We start from the raw sequence: 18,114 nt of genomic DNA on the forward strand, positions 1-18,114 counted from the left end.
TGTGCGCCTAGCGGTTCCTGCTGCCGGCGGCCGCCGCTGCCCGGTTGGGCTGCCCCGGGGCCGCCTGGGGCACGGGCAGCCGGGACAGGATGCTGCGCAGGATGCTGTGCGGGGTCTCGCCTGCGCCGGCAGCTTTCCGGTCAAGGATGATCCGGTGCGCCAGGACGGCTTCGGCCACATCACCGACGTCGTCCGGAAGCACAAAATCGCGCCCGTCCAAGGCGGCGGTGGCCTTGGCGGCGCGCAGCAGCTGCAGCATGGACCGGGGGCTCGCGCCCAGCCGCAGCAGCGGGCTTTCCCTCGTGGCCCTCCCTATCGAGACCGTGTATTCCTTCACGGGATCCGAGACGTAAACCTGCTGGACGGTGGCGATCATGGCGGCAACATCGGAAGCGGTGACCACGGGGGTGACGGTGGCCAGCGGCGAGACTGCCTGGTGCGTCTCCAGCATCTCGATCTCTGCGTCCTTGTCCGGGTAGCCCATGGAAATCCGGGCCATGAACCTGTCCCGCTGCGCCTCCGGCAGCGGATATGTCCCTTCCATTTCGATGGGGTTCTGGGTGGCCACCACCATGAACGGCTCATCGAGTTTGTAGGACGTGCCGTCCACCGTGACCTGGTGCTCCTCCATGCATTCCAGGAGGGCCGACTGGGTCTTGGCGGACGCGCGGTTGATTTCGTCGCCGATGACGATGTTGGCGAACACCGCGCCGGGCCGGAATTCGAAGAGCCTGGAGGCCTGGTTGTAGATGGACACCCCGGTCACGTCGGAGGGGAGGAGATCCGGGGTGAACTGGATGCGGTTGACGGTGCAGTCAATGGTCCGCGCGAGGGTTTTTGCCAGCAGGGTCTTTCCGACGCCGGGCACGTCCTCCACCAACAGGTGGCCCTGGGCGAGGAGGACGGTGAGCGCCAGCTTGGCGGCATCGGACTTGCCGTCGATGACGGTATTGACCGTGGTCAGGATGCGTTGCGCTGCTGCGTGGAAGGCACCGGAATCCATGGCTGCAGGCCGGTGGCCGTTCAGGTGGCTGACGGAATCGGCGACGCCGGCCAGGTTCAGGTTCGGTGCGCCTGCGTTGTTGGCAGTGCGTCGGTGGGGTTCCATCGGCAACCTTTCAGCCCGGGTTTCACCTGGACGTGACAGCAAGCCTGCCTTCGCCCCTCGGTGGGCGTGCGCGTGTCTTCGTTCCAGACTACTAACACAACTGCCGTGCCTGACAGAGAGTTCCGGCAAATATAGGGGAGCCTTGGGCCGTTAGGCTGGTTGGATGTGCAATTCGTCGATTCCCGCCGCCTACCGGGTGCCCGCCGCAGACGCGGAACCGGAAGCGGACGCCGGGCGCCGGAAGGATTTCCCGCCTGCGCCGGAGCCCCTGCCAGTACCGGTCATGGACAACCACACCCACCTGGACTTCCCGGAAGGAAAGGGTCCCGTCGGGATCAAAGCTGCACTGGATGCGGCAGAGGCCGTGGGCGTGCAGGGTGCGGTGCAGGTGGGCTGCGACCTGGAGTCCTCGCGGTTCACGGCGGAGGCGGTGGACCAGGACCAACGGCTCCTGGGAGCTGTGGCACTGCATCCCAACGATGCTCCGCACTACGCCGCCCGGGGCGGACTGGAAGCGGCCCTTGCCGAGATCGAACAGCTGGCCGCGCATCCCCGCATCCGGGCCATCGGCGAAACCGGGCTGGACTTCTACCGCACGGAGGGCGAGGGGCTGCGGCACCAGGAGTACTCCTTCAGGCGGCACATCGACATCGCCAAGCGCCTCGGCCTCACCCTGCAGATCCATGACCGGGACGCTCACAGTGACGTGGTCCGTGTGCTCCGGGAGGAGGGTGCACCGGAAAGGGTGGTGTTCCACTGCTTCTCCGGTGACGAGGACCTGGCACGGACGTGTAACGAACAGGGCTGGTGGATGTCTTTTGCCGGCACCCTGACGTTCAGGAATGCCGCCAACCTCCGTGCCGCGCTCGCGGTCGCGGACCGGGAGCTGGTCATGGTGGAAACGGACGCTCCCTTCCTGACGCCGCACCCACACAGGGGGCGGCCGAACGCGAGCTATATGGTCCCGTACACCGTGCGGGCCATGGCAGAATTGACAGGCTCCGACCTCGCCGCACTATGCAACTCCATCAGCGAAAATACCGTGCGGGCATACGGATCCTGGGCGTAATCCCACCCTGCCGCGGCACCCTCTATCGCATACCTGGTATGCAAAAATGTTGGCTGCTTTATAACGCTACGGTTACAGTGGGAAACTATTAGCCGGGGTCGGGGAAGGCCAACGGGTAATTTCACTCCACGTGCAGCCGGGCCGGCCTGTCCAACATCAGGCCTCGCCACTGCGCGGAGTGTGGCGGCGCACTGGTGCCCGGACTCTCCTTTTTGAGGTTGCTCCGGGCATTTTATTGCGCATTCCCCGTGCCCGGATGGACCGAGAGTTACGGGCAATCGTGATCAAGTTCTTCACATCGGACGGCAAGTTCAGCTTTATAAAGGTTGGCGCCCAGCTGCTGGTGCTTTGCGGCCTGGTCGCAGGCCTCGTAGCCTTCGTGGGCAATAACAAAACAATCACGCTCAACGTGGACGGCCAAGCGTCGTCCGTGCAGTCCTTTGGTGGAACAGTGGAACAGGTGGTCAAGAGCGCCAACCTGGACCTGAAGCCCGGCGACCGCGTTTCCCCCTCCCTTGACGCCGCTGTCCAGAACGGCACCGTCATCAACATCAACCAGGCCAAAGAAGTCAAGGTCAGCCTTGACGGGGCCGAAAAGACGGTCAACACCACGGCGCAGGACGTCGAAGACCTGGTGACTGAACTCGGTGTGGCCAGTGCCTCGTCCGTTTCGGCGCCCAAGGATGCCACCCTTTCGCTGGCCGGTTCCTACGTCTCCATCTCCACGCCCAAGACCGTCAGCATCGTGGCCGACGGCAAGGTGAACACCGCCACCACCACCGCCCCCACGGTCGGCAAGGTCCTCGAAGACTCCGGCGTGACCCTCGGCGCCAACGACCGCACCTCCCAGCCGGCCAACGCCAACGTGGTGAACAACATGGTCATCAAGGTTTCCCGGGTTGACACCGGCCAGACCGCCGTCACCAGCGAAGACGTTCCCTTTGACACCGTCACCGCCGAAAGCGCGGACATGCTCAAGGGTGAGAAGGAAGTGACCCAGGCCGGGGCCGCCGGAAAGATCGAGCGCACCTTCAAGCTGGTGCTCGTGGACGGCAGGGAGGCTTCCCGCACCCTGGTTTCGGAAAACGTAGCGGTCCAGCCGGTCACCGAGAAGGTCACCGTGGGCACCAAGGCCAAGCCTGCACCCCAGGCCGCCGCAGCCCCCGCGGCCGCCAACACCGGCGCAGCAGCACCGGCCATGATGAACGAAGCCATGTGGGACAAGATTGCCCAGTGTGAGTCCACCGGAAACTGGAGCATCAACAGCGGCAACGGCTACTACGGCGGCCTGCAGTTCGACATCCAGACCTGGATTGGCGCCGGCGGCGGCGCCTATGCGCCCAACGCCAGCCTGGCCACCAAGGCGCAGCAGATCGACATCGCCAACCGCGTCTACGCACAGCGTGGCCTGTCACCGTGGGGCTGCGGCTGGGCCGCCAGCCGCTGATCAGCCGGCATCAACGCGCAAAAAACGGCTGTGGCCGGCCCCGGGTACTCCGGGGCCGGCCACAGCCGTTAACGGGGGAGGGCAAAGTGCCGCGCGGGATAGGATACCTAGGTGACTGAACCGATCCCCGCCGTTCCCGCACCGTTGTTCGGTGCTTCCGACATACGCCGGATGGCAGAGGAAATCGGGGTCAGGCCCACCAAGACCCTGGGCCAGAACTTTGTCATTGACGGCAATACCATCCGCCGGATTGTGGCCGCGGCAGGCGTGGGGCCGGATGAAACAGTGCTCGAGGTCGGTCCGGGGCTGGGCTCCCTGACGCTGGGGCTGCTCGACGCGGCAGCGGCGGTCGTCGCCGTCGAAATCGATCCGGTCCTCGCCGCAAAGCTCCCCGAAACCGTGAAGGAATGGCGCCCCGCCGCCGCCAACGCGTTCCACCTGGTGCACGCCGATGCCATGAAGGTCACCGAACTGCCGGTGCAACCCACAGCGCTCGTAGCCAACCTGCCCTACAACGTGGCAGTTCCCGTGGTGCTGCACCTCCTGCAGCATTTCCCCAGCCTGCAGCACGGCCTGGTGATGGTGCAGGACGAGGTGGCAGACCGGTTGGCAGCCGGACCCGGATCCAAAACCTACGGTGTTCCCTCCGTCAAGGCCGCCTGGTACAGCCAGATGCGCAAGGCCGGCGTGATCGGCATGAACGTCTTTTGGCCGGCCCCCAAAATCCATTCCGGGCTTGTGGCCTTCACCCGCCGCGAACCCCCCGCCACCACCGCCACCCGCGAACAGGTGTTTGCCGTGGTGGACGCCGCGTTTGCGCAGCGGCGCAAAACGCTCCGGGCCGCCCTGGCAGGCTGGGCCGGGGGAGCGCCGGAAGCTGAGCGTTGCCTGCTGGCAGCCGGCGTCGACCCCACCGCACGCGGCGAGGTCATCGACATCGCCGCATTCGCCAGGATCGCCGAAGCCAGGGAAAACCGCCCGTGAACGCGGGACTTGAGAGGGCGGCCAGGGGGCGGTTCGCGGCCAGGACGGTGCGCGTCAAGGCACCCGGCAAGGTCAACGTGTCCCTGGCCGTTGGGCCGCTGCGGCCTGACGGCTACCACTCGGTGGCCAGCGTCTACCTCGCAGTGTCCCTCTATGAGGAAGTGGCAGCCACCAGCACCGCCGCCCCGGGAATCACCATCAGCCTCAGCCCCGAAAGCACCCTGGACCTCGACGCCGTCGACATTCCCCTGGACAGCAGCAACCTTGCGTACAAGGCGGCCGCCATCATGGCCGACGTCTCCGAACACGCCACCGGCGTGCACCTGGAGATCACCAAGCGGGTCCCGGTGGCCGGCGGCATGGGCGGCGGATCGGCCGATGCCGCTGCCACGCTCCTGGCCTGCGACGCCCTCTGGAACAGCGGTCTGTCCCGCGAGGAACTGGCACACCTTGCAGCGGAACTGGGTGCCGACGTCCCCTTCTCGCTCCTGGGTGGAACCGCCGTCGGACTTGGCCTGGGCGACGAACTCTCTCCGGCCCTGGCCAAGGCGCAGACCCACTGGGTCCTGGTGGTGGCCGACTACGGCCTCTCCACTCCCGAGGTGTACCGGACCCTGGACCGGTTGCGCGACGCCGAGGGAATCGACGCCGGGGAACCCACCGGTGTTGACCCGAAGATCCTGGCGGCGCTGCGGGGCGGCGACGCGGAATCCCTGAGCCGCGTGCTGGTCAACGACCTGCAAAGGGCGTCCATTGAACTCTCGCCTGCGCTGCGCGATACGCTGGGAATCGGCGAGTCCCACGGCGCCATGGCGGGCATGGTCTCCGGATCCGGCCCCACCGTGGCTTTGCTGGCCGAGGATTCCGTGGCAGCCGCTGCCCTCGCAGAGGACCTGCAGCGCTACGGCCTGACAGCACTCGCCGTCCACGGCCCGGTCCCGGGCGCGCGCATCATCTCCGACACCCTCCTTTAATACTTCCAGTCCGGCAGCAGAAAGCAGTTCCCTTTGGCACACCTTCTTGGCGGCGAAAACCTCACGGTTTCCTACGCAACCCGCACCGTCCTGGACGGCATCACCCTGGGACTGGAGGAGGGGGACCGGATCGGCATGGTGGGCCGCAACGGTGACGGCAAGTCCACCCTGATGCGACTGCTGTCCCTGCGCTCCACCCCGGACTCCGGCCGTGTCACCAAACGCGGCGACGTCAACGTGGGATACCTGGACCAGAGCGACGTACTCGACGGCGACCTCACGGTGGGTGCTGCGATCGTAGGGGACCAGGCGGACTACGAATGGGCCCGCAACCCCCGCATCCGGGAAATCATGGGCGGCCTGGTGTCCGACGTCGACTGGCACGCCAATGTCCACGCCCTCTCCGGCGGCCAGAAGCGGCGGGTGGCCCTGGCCAAGCTGCTCATCGAGGACCACGACGTCATCATGCTCGACGAACCCACCAACCACCTCGACGTCGAGGGCGTTGCCTGGCTGGCCCGGCACCTGAAGACGCGCTGGCGGCCCAACCAGGGCGCCTTCCTGGTGGTTACCCACGACCGTTGGTTCCTCGACGAAGTCTGCACCAAGACCTGGGAGGTCCACGACGGGATCGTGGACCCCTTTGAAGGCGGTTACGCCGCCTACGTCCTGGCCCGGGCCGAACGGGACCGGATGGCATCCGTGGTGGAGGGCAAGCGCCAGCAACTGGTTAAAAAAGAACTCGCCTGGCTGCGCCGGGGTGCCCCTGCCCGGACCGCCAAGCCGAAGTTCCGGATCGAGGCAGCCAACGCGCTCATCGCCGACGTTCCGGCTCCGCGTGACTCCATGGCGCTGAGCAAGATGGCCACCGCCCGCCAGGGCAAGGATGTCCTGGACCTTGAGAACGTGTCCCTGAACTTCCAGGGCGGCGACGACGGCAGGAAGCTCTTCGACAACATCACCCTCCGGCTGGCCCCGGGGGAGCGGCTGGGCCTGGTGGGCGTCAACGGCGCCGGCAAGACCACCCTCCTGAAACTGCTCAACGGCGAGATCGCGCCCGACGCCGGGAAGCTGAAGCGCGGCAAAACAGTGGTCACCGCGGTCCTCACCCAGGAGGTCAAGGAGCTCGACGACGTCGCTGACCTGCGCGTCATTGAGGTCATTGAGCGGGAAAAGCGTTCCTTCAACGTGGGCGGCAAGGAATTCACGGCCGGCCAGCTGGTGGAGCAGCTCGGGTTCACCAACCAGAAGCAGTGGACGCCGGTGAAGGACCTCTCCGGCGGTGAGCGCCGCCGCCTGCAGCTCCTCCGGCTGCTGGTGGGCGAACCCAACGTGCTGATGCTCGACGAGCCCACCAACGACCTCGACACCGATACCCTCGCCGCCGTCGAGGACGTCCTGGACGGCTGGCCGGGCACCCTGGTGGTGGTCAGCCACGACCGCTACCTGCTCGAAAGGGTGACCGACCACCAGATGGCACTGCTCGGCGACGGCAAGCTGCGCGGCCTGCCCGGGGGCGTGGACCAGTACCTGGAACTGCGCGAGTCAGCCTTGGCCGGCTCAACCGTGACCGGCGGCGGAAACCCCGTCACCAGCGCCGGGCAGGCGCAGGCTGCCGGGGGCACCGGTGCAGGCCCCTCCGAGGCCGAGAAGCGCGACGCCCGCAAAGCCCTCAACAGGATCGAGCGCCAGCTCAAGAAGCTCGACCAGGAGGAAAAGAAACTCCATGACGCCATGGTGAAAACCACCGAGGCCGGCGACTTCGACAAGCTCGCCGACCAGAACAAGCAGCTTAAAGACCTCACGGACGAAAAGGACGCCCTGGAACTGGAGTGGCTGGAGTCCTCGGAACTCCTCGGCGACTGACCCCCTTCGCCGCGGACGGAACCACGGCAAGGCTTAGGGTTCAGACTGCAGCTCAGGGTCCTTCTTGAGGCCGGTCAGGCCGTTCCAGGCGAGGTTGACCAGGTGCGCGGCAACGGTCTGCTTGTCGGGCTGGCGGCTGTCCTGCCACCATTGCCCCGTCATCGCCACCATGCCCACGAGCATCTGGGCGTACATGGCGCCGTCTTCGCCGCTGAGGCCGCGGCGGGAGAATTCGTCGGAGAGGATGTGTTCCACCCGGGCGGTGACGTGGGACAGCAGGGTGGAGAAGGCGCCCTCGGGCTGTGAGGGCGGAGCGTCCCGCATCAGGATACGGAAGCCCTCCGTGCGTTCCTCGATGTAGGTAAGCAGGGCCAGGGCGGCGCGTTCCACGAGGACGCGGGGCTTGGCTTCCTCGGTGAGGGCGGCGTTGACCGCGTCCAGCAGGATGTGGAATTCGCAGTCCACTACTTCGGTGTAGAGGCCTTCCTTGGAACCGAAGTGTTCATAGATGACCGGTTTGGACACTCCCGCGCAGGCTGCAATCTCCTCGATGGTGGTCCCGTCCAGCCCCCGGACGGCGAAAAGGCCGCGGCCGACGTCGATCAGCTGGCTCCGGCGCTGCAGGCCAGTCATCCGCATCCGCGGAAGGTTGTTGCTCACCTTCCCATCATGCCCCACCGCCGGCGGCGGTATTCAGCGGGGCGGGCGGGAGCGGAGCGCCCCGTGTCGCGCGGGGCCCTGAACCCGTGGCAAAATAGGGACTTGTGCCCCGGGCCTTGAGTCCTCCGGCACGGTCCGCTCTGGTGTAACGGCAGCACCCCGGCCTTTGGAGCCGTGGAGTATAGGTTCGAATCCTATGGGCGGAACTGCTGCGCGGGGCGCGATCATGAGGATGGCACCCGGTGCCCGGCGGCCTGGCCCGCCGGACGCCGTCAAGCGCCAGCACAACCAAGCAAGGAGAGCCCGTACGTGATCCCCGAGAATGCCGGCCCGGCCGCTGTAATCGTTCTGGCAGCAGGCGCCGGTACCCGGATGAAGTCGCGTACCCCCAAGATCCTGCATGAGATCGGCGGCCTCTCCATGGTGGGCCACGCCCTCCGTGCGGCCCGCGGCATCGCCCCGCAAAGGCTTGCGATTGTGGTGCGCCACGAACGCGACCTGGTGGCCGGCCACGTATCGGCCCTCGACCCCGACGCCGTCATTGTGGACCAGGACGACGTGCCCGGCACCGGCCGCGCCGTGGAAGCCGCCCTGCATGCCCTGCACGCGGATGAGGACTTGGCTGGAACCGTGGTGGTCACCTACGGTGACGTGCCCCTGCTGTCCGGCGACCTGCTGAAGGAACTCGTTGCCACCCACGAACGCGAAGGCAACGCCGTCACGGTCCTCACGGCGGTCCTGGACGACGCCTCCGGCTACGGCCGCATCCTTCGCGGTGAGGACGGCTCCGTCACCGGCATCCGCGAACATAAGGACGCCTCTGAGGCCGAAAAGCTGATCCGGGAAGTCAATTCCGGGATCTACGCCTTCGACGCCGGTGTGCTCCGCGAGGCGCTGGCCAAGGTGACCACCGACAACGCCCAGGGCGAGAAATACCTCACCGACGTGCTGGGACTCGCACGCGAGGCAGGCGGCCGCGTTGCCGCCGTCGTCACCGCTGACCGCTGGCAGGTGGAGGGCGCCAATGACCGCGTCCAGCTCGCCGCCCTCGGCGCCGAGCTGAACCGCCGCACGGTGGAAGCCTGGATGCGTGCCGGCGTCACTGTCGTGGACCCCTCCACCACCTGGATCGATTCCTCCGTCACCCTGGACGAGGACGTCCGGCTCCTGCCCAACACCCAGCTGCACGGCACCACCACGGTGGCCAGGGACGCCGTCGTGGGCCCCGACACCACCCTGACCGACGTCGAGGTCGGCGAGGGCGCCACGGTGGTCCGCACCCATGGCTCCGGCTCGGTGATCGGCCCGCGCGCCGCCGTCGGCCCCTTCACCTACCTTCGCCCCGGCACCGTCCTGGGCGAAAAGGGAAAGATCGGCGCCTTTTACGAAACCAAGAACGTCACCATCGGCCGTGGCTCCAAGCTGTCCCACCTGGGGTATGCCGGGGACGCCGAAATCGGCGAGGACACCAACATCGGCTGTGGCAACATCACGGCCAATTACGACGGCGAGAAGAAGCACCGCACGGTGATCGGCTCGGGCGTCCGGACAGGCTCCAACACGGTCTTTGTTGCCCCGGTCACCGTGGGGGACGGCGCCTACAGCGGCGCCGGCGCGGTGATCCGCAAAGACGTACCGGCCGGTGCCCTGGCGCTGAGCATCGCCGCGCAGCGCAACACCGAAGGCTGGGTTCCGGCGCACCGCCCCGGAACCCGCTCCGCCGAACTGGCCCAGGCGGCCACCAACGACTCCTCAAGTACCCCGGCATCTACAGAAGAGGGCAAGTAACAATGAGCGAAATTACGGCGCACGGCGAGAAGAAGCTGGTGCTTGCCTCCGGGCGGGCCCATCCGGAGCTGGCCCGGGAAATCGCCAAGGAGCTCGGCACCGAACTCCTCCCGCTGGATGCCTACGACTTCGCGAACGGCGAGATCTACGTCCGCGCCGGCGAGAGTGTCCGCGGCACCGACGCCTTCGTGATCCAGGCGCACCCCGCCCCGCTGAACAACCACCTGATGGAACAGCTGATCATGATCGATTCGCTGAAGCGGGCCTCCGCCAAGCGGATCACCGTGGTTTCGCCGTTCTATCCGTATGCCCGCCAGGACAAGAAGGGCCGCGGCCGCGAACCCATCTCCGCCCGGCTGGTGGCGGATCTCTACAAGACCGCCGGCGCCGACCGCATCATGAGCGTGGACCTGCACACCTCCCAGATCCAGGGCTTCTTCGACGGCCCGGTTGACCACCTGATGGCCATTCCGCTGCTGGCCGACTACATCCGGACCCGCGTGGGCTCGGACAACATCACAGTTGTGTCCCCGGACACCGGCCGCGTCCGCGTTGCCGAACAGTGGGCCGAACGCCTGGGCGGGGCACCCCTTGCCTTCGTCCACAAGAGCCGCGACCTCACCGTCCCCAACCAGGCCGTCTCCAAGACCGTGGTGGGCCAGATCGAGGGGCGCACCTGCGTCCTGATCGACGACATGATCGATACCGGCGGAACCATCTCCGGCGCCGTCACCGTCCTGAAGAACGCCGGCGCCAAGGATGTCATCATCGCGGCCACCCACGCCGTCTTCTCCGACCCCGCCGCCCGCCGCCTCTCGGAGTCCGGCGCGCGCGAAGTGGTGGTCACCAACACGCTCCCGCTCGGTTCGTCCCAGCGCTTCCCGCAGCTGACGGTCCTTTCGATCGCGCCACTGATCGCCAGGGCCATCCGCGAGGTGTTCGACGACGGTTCGGTCACCAGCCTCTTCGACGGCAAGGCCTAGGACAGTACTTGACGAAACCCCGCCGGCAGGAGCCGGCGGGGTCTGGGCCCACGCCGCCCCCTGAGCTTGCGAGCTCAGGGGGCGGTGCGGATTAAAGGAAATGGTCCCCGCACTGGTAGGCTTTTAGGCGATACCTTGGCGAGGGAGGGCATAACCTCCGTTATCGACTGGGTCTGCGTCCCTCCTGCGGGGACTGCCTTCTTGAAGGGCCGCCTTCCGGCCGCCCGGCGTTGAAGGTCACACCAGACCTCCGCCCTTGCTGAACCCCGTTTAGTCTTCAAGGAGATTTCCATGTCTGAGCAGAAGCTCGCAGCAGAACTGCGCACCGAATTCGGCAAGGGCTACGCCCGCCGCGCCCGGATGGCCAACCTGATCCCCGCCGTCATCTACGGCCACGGCGCAGACCCCATCCACGTGACCCTGCCGGCAAAGGCCACCACCCTGGCCGTCCGCACCCCCAACGCCCTGCTGTCCCTGGACATCAACGGCGAAGGCCACCTGGCCTTGGTCAAGGACGTCCAGCGCGATCCCGTAAAGCAGATCATCGAGCACATCGACCTCCTGACCGTCCGCCAGGGCGAAAAGGTCACGGTTGACGTTCCGGTCCACGTTGAAGGCGAATCGGCCCCCGGCACCGTCCACAACCTGGAACTGACGGTCGTCTCCCTCGAGGCCGAGGCCACCCACCTGCCCACCGCCATCGAGGTCAGCATCGAAGGCCGCGCCGCCGGCGAGCACATCCACGCTTCCGACCTGGTCCTGCCCAAGGGCACCGTCCTCCTGACCGACGCCGAGGCACTCGTGGTGAACATCTCCGAGGCCGTCGAAATCGCCGAGGAAGGCGAAGAAACCGAAGCTGCCGCAGAAGGCGCAGCAGAGGAAGCTCCCGCAGCCGAAGAAGAAGCAGCCGAGTAACCACTCCGCCGTTTCCCGCAGTGGCCGGACCTCCAGGGGTCCGGCCACTGCCATGTCCGCAGGCCGGCGTCCTTCTATGCGCTGCCATCCTGTCCACGCCGTCCCCCTAGGATTGAACCCATGACAGACACCTGGCTGATCGTCGGCCTCGGCAACCCCGGCGCGCAGTACCAAGGCAACAGGCACAACGTAGGCCAGATGGTGCTCGATGAAATTGCGGGCCGCATCGGGGCCGGCTTCAAGACCCATAAGGCCCGGGCCCAGGTCCTTGAAGGCCGGCTGGGCATTGGTGGGCCCAGGGTGGTCCTGGCGAAGCCGATGAGCTACATGAACGTTTCCGGTGGGCCGGTCTCCGCCCTCGCCAACTTCTATGGCATCGCCGCAGACCATGTGGTCGCGGTACACGACGAGATCGACATCCCGTTCAACACGGTCAAACTCAAGCTCGGCGGCGGGGAAGGCGGCCACAACGGTTTGCGGGACATCTCCAAGGCGCTCGGCACCAAGGACTACCTGCGGGTCCGTGTAGGGGTGGGCCGTCCGCCCGGCAGGATGGACACCGCCGACTACGTATTGCGCGACTTTGGCACCGCGGAGCTCAAGGAACTGCCCTTCCTGCTGGACGACGCAGCCGATGCCGTAGAGTCCCTCCTCCATGACGGGCTTACCGCCGCCCAGCAGAAATTCCACCCTGCCAAAGCGGCCTCACCACAGACAGAAACGTAAAAGTTCCCTCCGGCCCTGTTTCCGTGTCTGTGGCACAGGGTACTCTTCTTCCTATGCGGGGGAGCAATGGGGCTACATCCCGCTATTGCAGGATGTAGGGGAAAAGTTCATGTCGATCGAGCCACTCAGCTGGGGACGTGGGTCAACGCCGCAAGGTGACGGGCTGCCCACGCCGACCTCCGGGGCCCCGGAGGGCCAGCAATGGTCCATGCCTGCACGAAGCGCCAACCTCGACGCCGTCCGCGCCGCCCTGACCAGCGAAAACTCCCTGGGTGTTGTGATCACCGGTGCCAGGGGAGTGGGTAAGTCCTCCTTGGCCCGCGCAGCAGTTGCGGACCTCGGTCCGGACGTCTGGTCATTGCAGCTCCGGAGCGGGCCTTCGGGCTCCACCACCCCCTACGGCTGCCTGTCGTTCCTGCTGGCCAGGCTGCCGCAGGCCTACATGGGGTCGCCCACCGCCATCCTGCGCGGCATCACCTCGCTTATCCGCAGCGACGCCGCCGGAAGGCCCTGCGTCATCACGCTGGACACCTCCACCAGCATCGACGACATGAGCGCCGGCGTGCTGCTGAACGTCCTGCTGACCGGCACGGCGAAAATTGTTGCAGTTGCCCCCAATTCCAGTGACTTGCCGGCGGACTTCCACTGGCTGCTCACGGACCGGAAGCTGACCGAAGTACGGCTCAGCAACCTCAACGAGCTGCAGACCAGGCAGGTCCTCCTGTCCCTGCTGGGCCACCGCGTCGCTTCCTCACTTGTCAGCACCTACCACCAGATGGTGGGTGGAAATCCCTTGCTGCTCAAAGCCCTGGTCACCGAACAGCAGCTCTCCGGAAACCTTGTCCTGTCTGATTCCGTCTGGACGCTGCGGGACAAGGTGGTCCTCGACGGCGCTGCCAGCCTTGATGACATCGTCCGCTCCCGGTGGTCGCGGGAAACACCCGGAACCCGGGAGGTCATCGAGATGCTCTCCTGCGCCCGGCGGGTGGAGCTCTCCAGCCTTACCGCCATTTACGGCGCGGACGTGGTCGCTGACATGGAAGACGGCGGACTGCTGGAGATTGATGACTCCGAGCACCGCTGGGTGTCGCTGCGGGAGAAATACATCGGGGACGTCGTCAGGACCTGGCTGAGCATTTCCCGGCGGCGGGAGCTTCGCAACGTTTTGCTGGGCGGCCGGGAGCCGGATCCGGCAGCCATGACGGTGGAGGAACTGATGTCCTTTGCCGCCTGGACCCACGAGTGCGAGGCCGAGCTGGCTCCGGCGCTGGCGCTGGCGGCGGCCCAGGCCGCGGTCCAGCTCTTCGATCCCCGTTTTGCTTTGACCTACGCGGAAATGGTGCAGAGGACCGACGCCGGGTGGGCGTCCGCGCAGCGGCAAAAGGCCGCGGCGTACCTTCAGTTGGACCTGCCGGTCCAGGCCCTCTCCGCCCTGGAGGATATTTCCCAGCCAGAACTTGAAGCCCTGGACTTTGAGGAATATGCCCAGGTAGTTGCCGCCAAAGCGCGGGTCATGCGCTCCCTTCCGGAGCAGGCGGCCAAGGTCCCGGAACTGCTCGCCTTCGCCCGGGAACGGCTGGACCGGACGGCCCAGGGTTCTTCCTGGCCCGCGCCGGCAGCAGTGGCGGCGAACCGCATCTCCTTGAGTGAATTCGAATACCAGGCCCATGCCGGTGAGTACGCTGCCATGATCCCCGCGCTCGAACGTGCGGCCGATCCCGCCGTCAACCCGGACACCGAGTTCCGGCTCCAGTCCGCGATCACCCTGATGAGCGCCCTCGCGCTGACCGGTCGCGAGATGGACGCCCTGGGCCTTATGCGGCAGCTCGGCGGCCAGCTCACCGACGCCTCGCACATCGTCGGCCTCCGTGAGCGCTACATCAGGGAGGCCTACTTCGTCCTGCTGGTGGCGGGGCAGTGGCGGCGCTGCATCGATCTCCTCACCCCCTTCAGCGCCGGCCAGCCCCACCGGCTGCCGTACCGCAGCGCCGCCACCGAGCTCGCTGCCGGGGTGGCCTTTGCTTTTTCCGGCCGCGGCGAAGCCGCCCTGGAGCCCCTGATCTCCGCTGCAGCCCAGCTGGAGCTGCAACCGGTCCAGGCGGCGCTGCGAACCGCGTACGCGGCCACGGCCCTGGCTTATGCGCAGACCGGCAACGCTGCGTTCGCCCGCAAGTACCTCACCAAGCTGCAACGGACTTCCGGCAAGGCAGGATTTGCCACGGAGAGCATCATCGAATTCTGTGCGCTGGTCGCCGGCCGGTGGCTGGGAGACTCGGAAGCGGTGGCCGGCCTCAAGCAGGGTGCCCGCCGTAACCTGGAGGCGGGCAGGCACACCATCGCCGGCCTCTACCTGCTGGCAGCAACCGTGAACGGCAGCGATACCGACTTCCGTCTTCTGGAGGACATCGCCGGTCACCGGCAGGGCCCGCTGGCGGAAGTGTCACGGCTGATCGCGGTCGGAAGCAGGACAAAGGATGCCAAGGCCCTGCTCGCCGGCGGCGAACTCGCGGCCACGCTCGAACTCGACGCCGTGGAAGCCCGATGCATGGCACTTGCGGTGGATTTCGCCCGCCAGGAGGGGGACGCCCTCTCTGCTCGGACGGCGCAGGCACGGCTGGACATCCTGGCCGCCACAGTGTCCAACCTGCCGATCGTGCCCAGCAGCGGGAGCCCGCTGCTGACCAGCCGGGAACGGCAAATTGCCCGGATGGCCGGCCGCGGCGCTTCAAACCGCGACATCGCCATGGAAATGGGTGTGTCAGTCCGCACCGTTGAAGGCCATCTGTACCAGGTCTTCACTAAGCTGGGCGTGACTTCAAGGGGTGATCTGACTGGACTCGTCTAATGGCCACAAGCCGCCGGCTGCGCACCGGCTCCTGACCGGCCGCCGGGAGCCGGTGGACCGGATCTGCAACATGGTGCGGAACGGCACTCACCAGGCCGTCTTCATCATGGCCGGCGCGGGCATTGGAAAGTCGGCAGTGACTGACGCCGTGACGGAGCGCCTCGCCGGGAGCATGAGCATCCTGCGCATCCACGCCAGCTCGGCCCTGGCAGGGGTGCCGTTCGGGGTCCTGACTCCCTATACGGGGGAGCTCACGGCGGAGGAGTCCGTCTCACCCGTCGCGGTGCTCCGTTCCATGTGGTCATACTTCGAGAAGCTGAAGGGCGGCAACGGAGCTCCTGTCCTGCTTGCCGTGGACGATGCCCACCACCTGGATGACGCATCGGCCGGCGTGCTGGCCGAGGTGATCTCGGCCGGCTGGGCCACCGTGGTGGCGGCCGCCCGTCCCCGGCCCGGCCTGCCCCAGCCGTTGGACCAGCTGTGGTACGACGGTCTTGCCGAGCGCGTGGATCTCCGTCCCCTCAACCGCGAACAGATTGAAGAGGTCCTGGCCCACGCCCTTGACGGGACAGTCCCTGGAGCGACTGTGGACGCCATTTGGAATGCGTCGGGAGGCAACCCCCGGATACTCGATGCCCTGCTCCATGACTCTGCTGAGGCCGGCGTCCTCGCCAAACGCAACGGAATCTGGATGCTGCTGGGCTCCCTGCCCGCGGACGGGCCACGCCTTGCAGCGGTGGTGGCCAAGGACCACCTCCGGCGCGGGCCCGAGGAACAGGAAGCCCTGAAGCTCATCGCCCTGGCAGGGCCGGTGGGCAGGAAAGTCATCGAAGACATCAGCGGGGCTGCGGTGGTCCGTTCACTGCTGGACCAGCAAATGATCGTTGAAGCGCCCGGAATCCCGGCCGAGCTTGCCCTCTGGAACGGGCTCTTTGCCGGCGCCATCAGGAATACTGTCTCCGTCTCCCGCAGCCTCCAGCTGCTGGAGAAGGTCAAGGCCCACCAGGACCCCACCCTGCTGCAGGGGGAGGGCCGGCTGCGGTCCGTGGAGTGGGCCCTGGAGTGCGGACTCCGGGTCAGTGACGACGAGCTGCTGTCGGCAGCCAAAGAGGCCCTGCTGAGGTTCCGCAACCACAGTGCGCGTTCCATCGCGGCACGCATCCACCATCCTCCGCTGGTTCCGATGGCCCAGGCCATCCAGGCGCGGGCACTGTACAACGAAGGCTCCTATTCGGAGGCCGCGGCCCTCCTGGACGCCTGCTGGCTCCCGCTGGCGGGGGACACCGAGGGTCCGGCGGTCCTGCTGCTCCGGGTTTCGGCACACCAGGCCCTCGGCCACACCCTTGGCGTGGTGGCGGATGACGTCGAAAAGCACGCCGCACCTTCCGGCGGCGAAAAGAGCTGGCAGGAAGAACTCCTGCACCTGCTGCAGCTGGCTGCCGAGGCCAACGTCCAGGCGTTGAACGACTACGTGGACGCCATGCGGAAGCGCCGCGCAGGCTCCGGCGGCGAACCCCTCCGTGCCATGGCCGAGGGGCTGCTGGCCCATGCCCTGGCTTCCGCCGGACGCCCCGTACAGGGCCTGGAGGCTGCCCTGCTGGCAGCCTCGGAGCTTCCCCCGTTGCAGGGCAGCCTTTTTTTCTTCCCGGAGTTCGTGCTGGGGCGGCTGGTCTCCGACTACCTGGCCATGGGTGAATGGGAGTCGGCTGAGCGGGAACTCAACCACTACGCCGCCGGAAATGCGCCCGGGGCCGCCACCTTCAACGGAAGCCTTGAGCTGCTCCAGGGCTACTCGCTGCTGCGGCAGGGGAGAATGGAGCGCGCCTACCAGGTGCTGCTGCCCGCCGTCGAGGCGCTGAGGCTCAACGACCCGCTGCAGCTGTACCGGTTCGGCACCGCACTGGGCTTCTACGCCGCGGCCAGGCTGGGGGACTCGGAACAGGCAAAGCGCCTGGAACAGGATCACAAAGATGCCGGTGCCGGCTGGCCCGCGCATGATCTCCTTGCCGAAGCCTACGTGTCCGCGGCTGCCGAATACCTTGCCCGGGACGGCAAGGGCCTGGCCGCCTTACAGACGCTGATGACCACCACGGAGGCGTCCGCCCGGACCGGAAACCTCCTTGAAGTCTTCGCCATGTGCTGGGACCTCGGTGACCCCTCGGTTGTCCCCATGGTGCAGACGGCCGCCCGCGGCGTGGAAGGCCGCTGGGCGGAAGCCCTGCTGACCCTGGCCACCGCTTGGGAAAACGCCGACGGCGATACCCTCATGGCAACGGCTGCCTCGCTGGAGGAGGCAGGCTTTGTCAACCTGGCCCGGGAAGCGTATGCCCGCGCCAGCACGGTACTGGAACAGGCCGGCGAACGCCGCCGGTCCCGGCAGGCCGTTGCCCAGCGCGAGAAGTGCGACCACGAACTCGGGGAACGGTTCCGGGAAGGCCGCTTCATTGCAGCGGCGCCGGCCGTCCGCCTCACCCGGCGGGAACAGGACATCGTGGAGCTGGCAGTGCAGGGGCTGACCGACCGGGAGATTGCGCAGCGGCTGATGGTCTCCGTACGGACGGTGGAGGGCCACCTGTACCGCACCTACGTCAAGCTTGGGGTCCGAAGCCGCGATGAGCTGGAGTCCGCCCTCCCCAAGTAGGTCCCGGCCGCCGCGCGCGCTGTTTTCCGCCTAGCTGTCCGTTCCCAGGTCCTGTGCGCCCTCGTGCGGGTAGCCGCTGCCCGCCGGACGCAGTTACCCGCTGCCCGC

General features: G+C 66.9%; 13 protein-coding genes and 1 tRNA gene. 12 read left to right on the plus strand and 2 right to left on the minus strand.

The window, feature by feature from the left end; all coding sequences use genetic code 11:
• Positions 1 to 7: 7 nt before the first annotated feature.
• The gene (locus MRBLMD1_RS15030) at positions 8 to 1,108 is read right to left on the minus strand and encodes an AAA family ATPase (protein ID WP_159632501.1); all 1,101 of its coding nucleotides are present in this window, start codon (positions 1,106 to 1,108) and stop codon (positions 8 to 10) included.
• A 163-nt stretch (positions 1,109 to 1,271) separates the two neighbouring features.
• Between MRBLMD1_RS15030 and MRBLMD1_RS15035 the strand changes: the two genes are divergently transcribed.
• The 5 genes from MRBLMD1_RS15035 to MRBLMD1_RS15055 all read left to right on the plus strand — a co-directional run bounded on the left by MRBLMD1_RS15035 (position 1,272) and on the right by MRBLMD1_RS15055 (position 7,448).
• Positions 1,272 to 2,177, plus strand: a complete 906-nt coding sequence (locus MRBLMD1_RS15035; RefSeq protein ID WP_364401021.1) for a TatD family hydrolase — start codon at positions 1,272 to 1,274, stop codon at positions 2,175 to 2,177.
• Positions 2,178 to 2,433: 256 nt separating this feature from the next.
• On the plus strand, positions 2,434 to 3,624 hold the full coding sequence (locus MRBLMD1_RS15040) for a ubiquitin-like domain-containing protein (RefSeq protein WP_364401024.1): 1,191 nt from the start codon (positions 2,434 to 2,436) through the stop codon (positions 3,622 to 3,624).
• Positions 3,625 to 3,735: 111 nt separating this feature from the next.
• The gene (gene rsmA, locus MRBLMD1_RS15045; protein WP_159632499.1) at positions 3,736 to 4,608 is read left to right on the plus strand and encodes a 16S rRNA (adenine(1518)-N(6)/adenine(1519)-N(6))-dimethyltransferase RsmA; all 873 of its coding nucleotides are present in this window, start codon (positions 3,736 to 3,738) and stop codon (positions 4,606 to 4,608) included.
• Entirely contained in the window at positions 4,605 to 5,582 is a 978-nt protein-coding gene (locus MRBLMD1_RS15050) for a 4-(cytidine 5'-diphospho)-2-C-methyl-D-erythritol kinase (RefSeq protein WP_224025475.1), read from the plus strand. The genes rsmA and MRBLMD1_RS15050 overlap by 4 nt, the downstream gene beginning before the upstream one ends.
• Before the next feature lie 33 nt (positions 5,583 to 5,615).
• A complete protein-coding gene (locus MRBLMD1_RS15055) occupies positions 5,616 to 7,448 on the plus strand; it encodes an ABC-F family ATP-binding cassette domain-containing protein (protein WP_224025476.1) in 1,833 nt (610 codons plus the stop codon).
• 33 nt (positions 7,449 to 7,481) lie between these two features.
• Here MRBLMD1_RS15055 and MRBLMD1_RS15060 read toward each other — a convergent pair whose 3' ends face one another.
• Positions 7,482 to 8,108, minus strand: a complete 627-nt coding sequence (locus MRBLMD1_RS15060; protein WP_159632496.1) for a TetR/AcrR family transcriptional regulator — start codon at positions 8,106 to 8,108, stop codon at positions 7,482 to 7,484.
• A 134-nt stretch (positions 8,109 to 8,242) separates the two neighbouring features.
• Between MRBLMD1_RS15060 and MRBLMD1_RS15065 the strand changes: the two genes are divergently transcribed.
• The 7 genes from MRBLMD1_RS15065 to MRBLMD1_RS15095 all read left to right on the plus strand — a co-directional run bounded on the left by MRBLMD1_RS15065 (position 8,243) and on the right by MRBLMD1_RS15095 (position 18,006).
• Positions 8,243 to 8,314: transfer RNA gene (locus tag MRBLMD1_RS15065), tRNA-Gln, on the plus strand.
• Positions 8,315 to 8,417: 103 nt separating this feature from the next.
• The gene (gene glmU, locus MRBLMD1_RS15070) at positions 8,418 to 9,896 is read left to right on the plus strand and encodes a bifunctional UDP-N-acetylglucosamine diphosphorylase/glucosamine-1-phosphate N-acetyltransferase GlmU (RefSeq protein WP_159632495.1); all 1,479 of its coding nucleotides are present in this window, start codon (positions 8,418 to 8,420) and stop codon (positions 9,894 to 9,896) included.
• 2 nt (positions 9,897 to 9,898) lie between these two features.
• Positions 9,899 to 10,879, plus strand: a complete 981-nt coding sequence (locus MRBLMD1_RS15075) for a ribose-phosphate diphosphokinase (RefSeq protein ID WP_159632494.1) — start codon at positions 9,899 to 9,901, stop codon at positions 10,877 to 10,879.
• A gap of 291 nt (positions 10,880 to 11,170) precedes the next feature.
• Complete coding sequence (locus MRBLMD1_RS15080; RefSeq protein WP_159632493.1) at positions 11,171 to 11,794, plus strand: 50S ribosomal protein L25/general stress protein Ctc; 624 nt, start codon at positions 11,171 to 11,173, stop codon at positions 11,792 to 11,794.
• A 120-nt stretch (positions 11,795 to 11,914) separates the two neighbouring features.
• A complete protein-coding gene (gene pth / locus MRBLMD1_RS15085) occupies positions 11,915 to 12,520 on the plus strand; it encodes an aminoacyl-tRNA hydrolase (RefSeq protein ID WP_364401031.1) in 606 nt (201 codons plus the stop codon).
• Positions 12,521 to 12,629: 109 nt separating this feature from the next.
• Complete coding sequence (locus MRBLMD1_RS15090) at positions 12,630 to 15,365, plus strand: helix-turn-helix transcriptional regulator (RefSeq protein WP_414703695.1); 2,736 nt, start codon at positions 12,630 to 12,632, stop codon at positions 15,363 to 15,365.
• A 70-nt stretch (positions 15,366 to 15,435) separates the two neighbouring features.
• Positions 15,436 to 18,006 (plus strand): LuxR C-terminal-related transcriptional regulator, encoded by a 2,571-nt coding sequence (locus MRBLMD1_RS15095; RefSeq protein ID WP_364401037.1) that lies wholly within the window; start codon positions 15,436 to 15,438, stop codon positions 18,004 to 18,006.
• Positions 18,007 to 18,114 lie beyond the last annotated feature (108 nt).

Source organism: Pseudarthrobacter sp. LMD1-1-1.1 (assembly GCF_040676255.1).
Taxonomy (GTDB): domain Bacteria; phylum Actinomycetota; class Actinomycetes; order Actinomycetales; family Micrococcaceae; genus Arthrobacter.

What these genes read in the sequence shown, in the direction of transcription:
- MRBLMD1_RS15080 (WP_159632493.1), top strand. Translation starts at nt 11,171, where the DNA reads ATGTCTGAGCAGAAGCTCGCAGCAGAACTGCGCACCGAATTCGGCAAG.
- MRBLMD1_RS15035 (WP_364401021.1), top strand. Translation starts at nt 1,272, where the DNA reads ATGTGCAATTCGTCGATTCCCGCCGCCTACCGGGTGCCCGCCGCAGAC.
- MRBLMD1_RS15040 (WP_364401024.1), top strand. Translation starts at nt 2,434, where the DNA reads ATGGACCGAGAGTTACGGGCAATCGTGATCAAGTTCTTCACATCGGAC.
- MRBLMD1_RS15030 (WP_159632501.1), bottom strand. Translation starts at nt 1,108, where the DNA reads ATGGAACCCCACCGACGCACTGCCAACAACGCAGGCGCACCGAACCTG.
- MRBLMD1_RS15090 (WP_414703695.1), top strand. Translation starts at nt 12,630, where the DNA reads ATGTCGATCGAGCCACTCAGCTGGGGACGTGGGTCAACGCCGCAAGGT.
- MRBLMD1_RS15075 (WP_159632494.1), top strand. Translation starts at nt 9,899, where the DNA reads ATGAGCGAAATTACGGCGCACGGCGAGAAGAAGCTGGTGCTTGCCTCC.
- MRBLMD1_RS15095 (WP_364401037.1), top strand. Translation starts at nt 15,436, where the DNA reads ATGGTGCGGAACGGCACTCACCAGGCCGTCTTCATCATGGCCGGCGCG.
- pth (WP_364401031.1), top strand. Translation starts at nt 11,915, where the DNA reads ATGACAGACACCTGGCTGATCGTCGGCCTCGGCAACCCCGGCGCGCAG.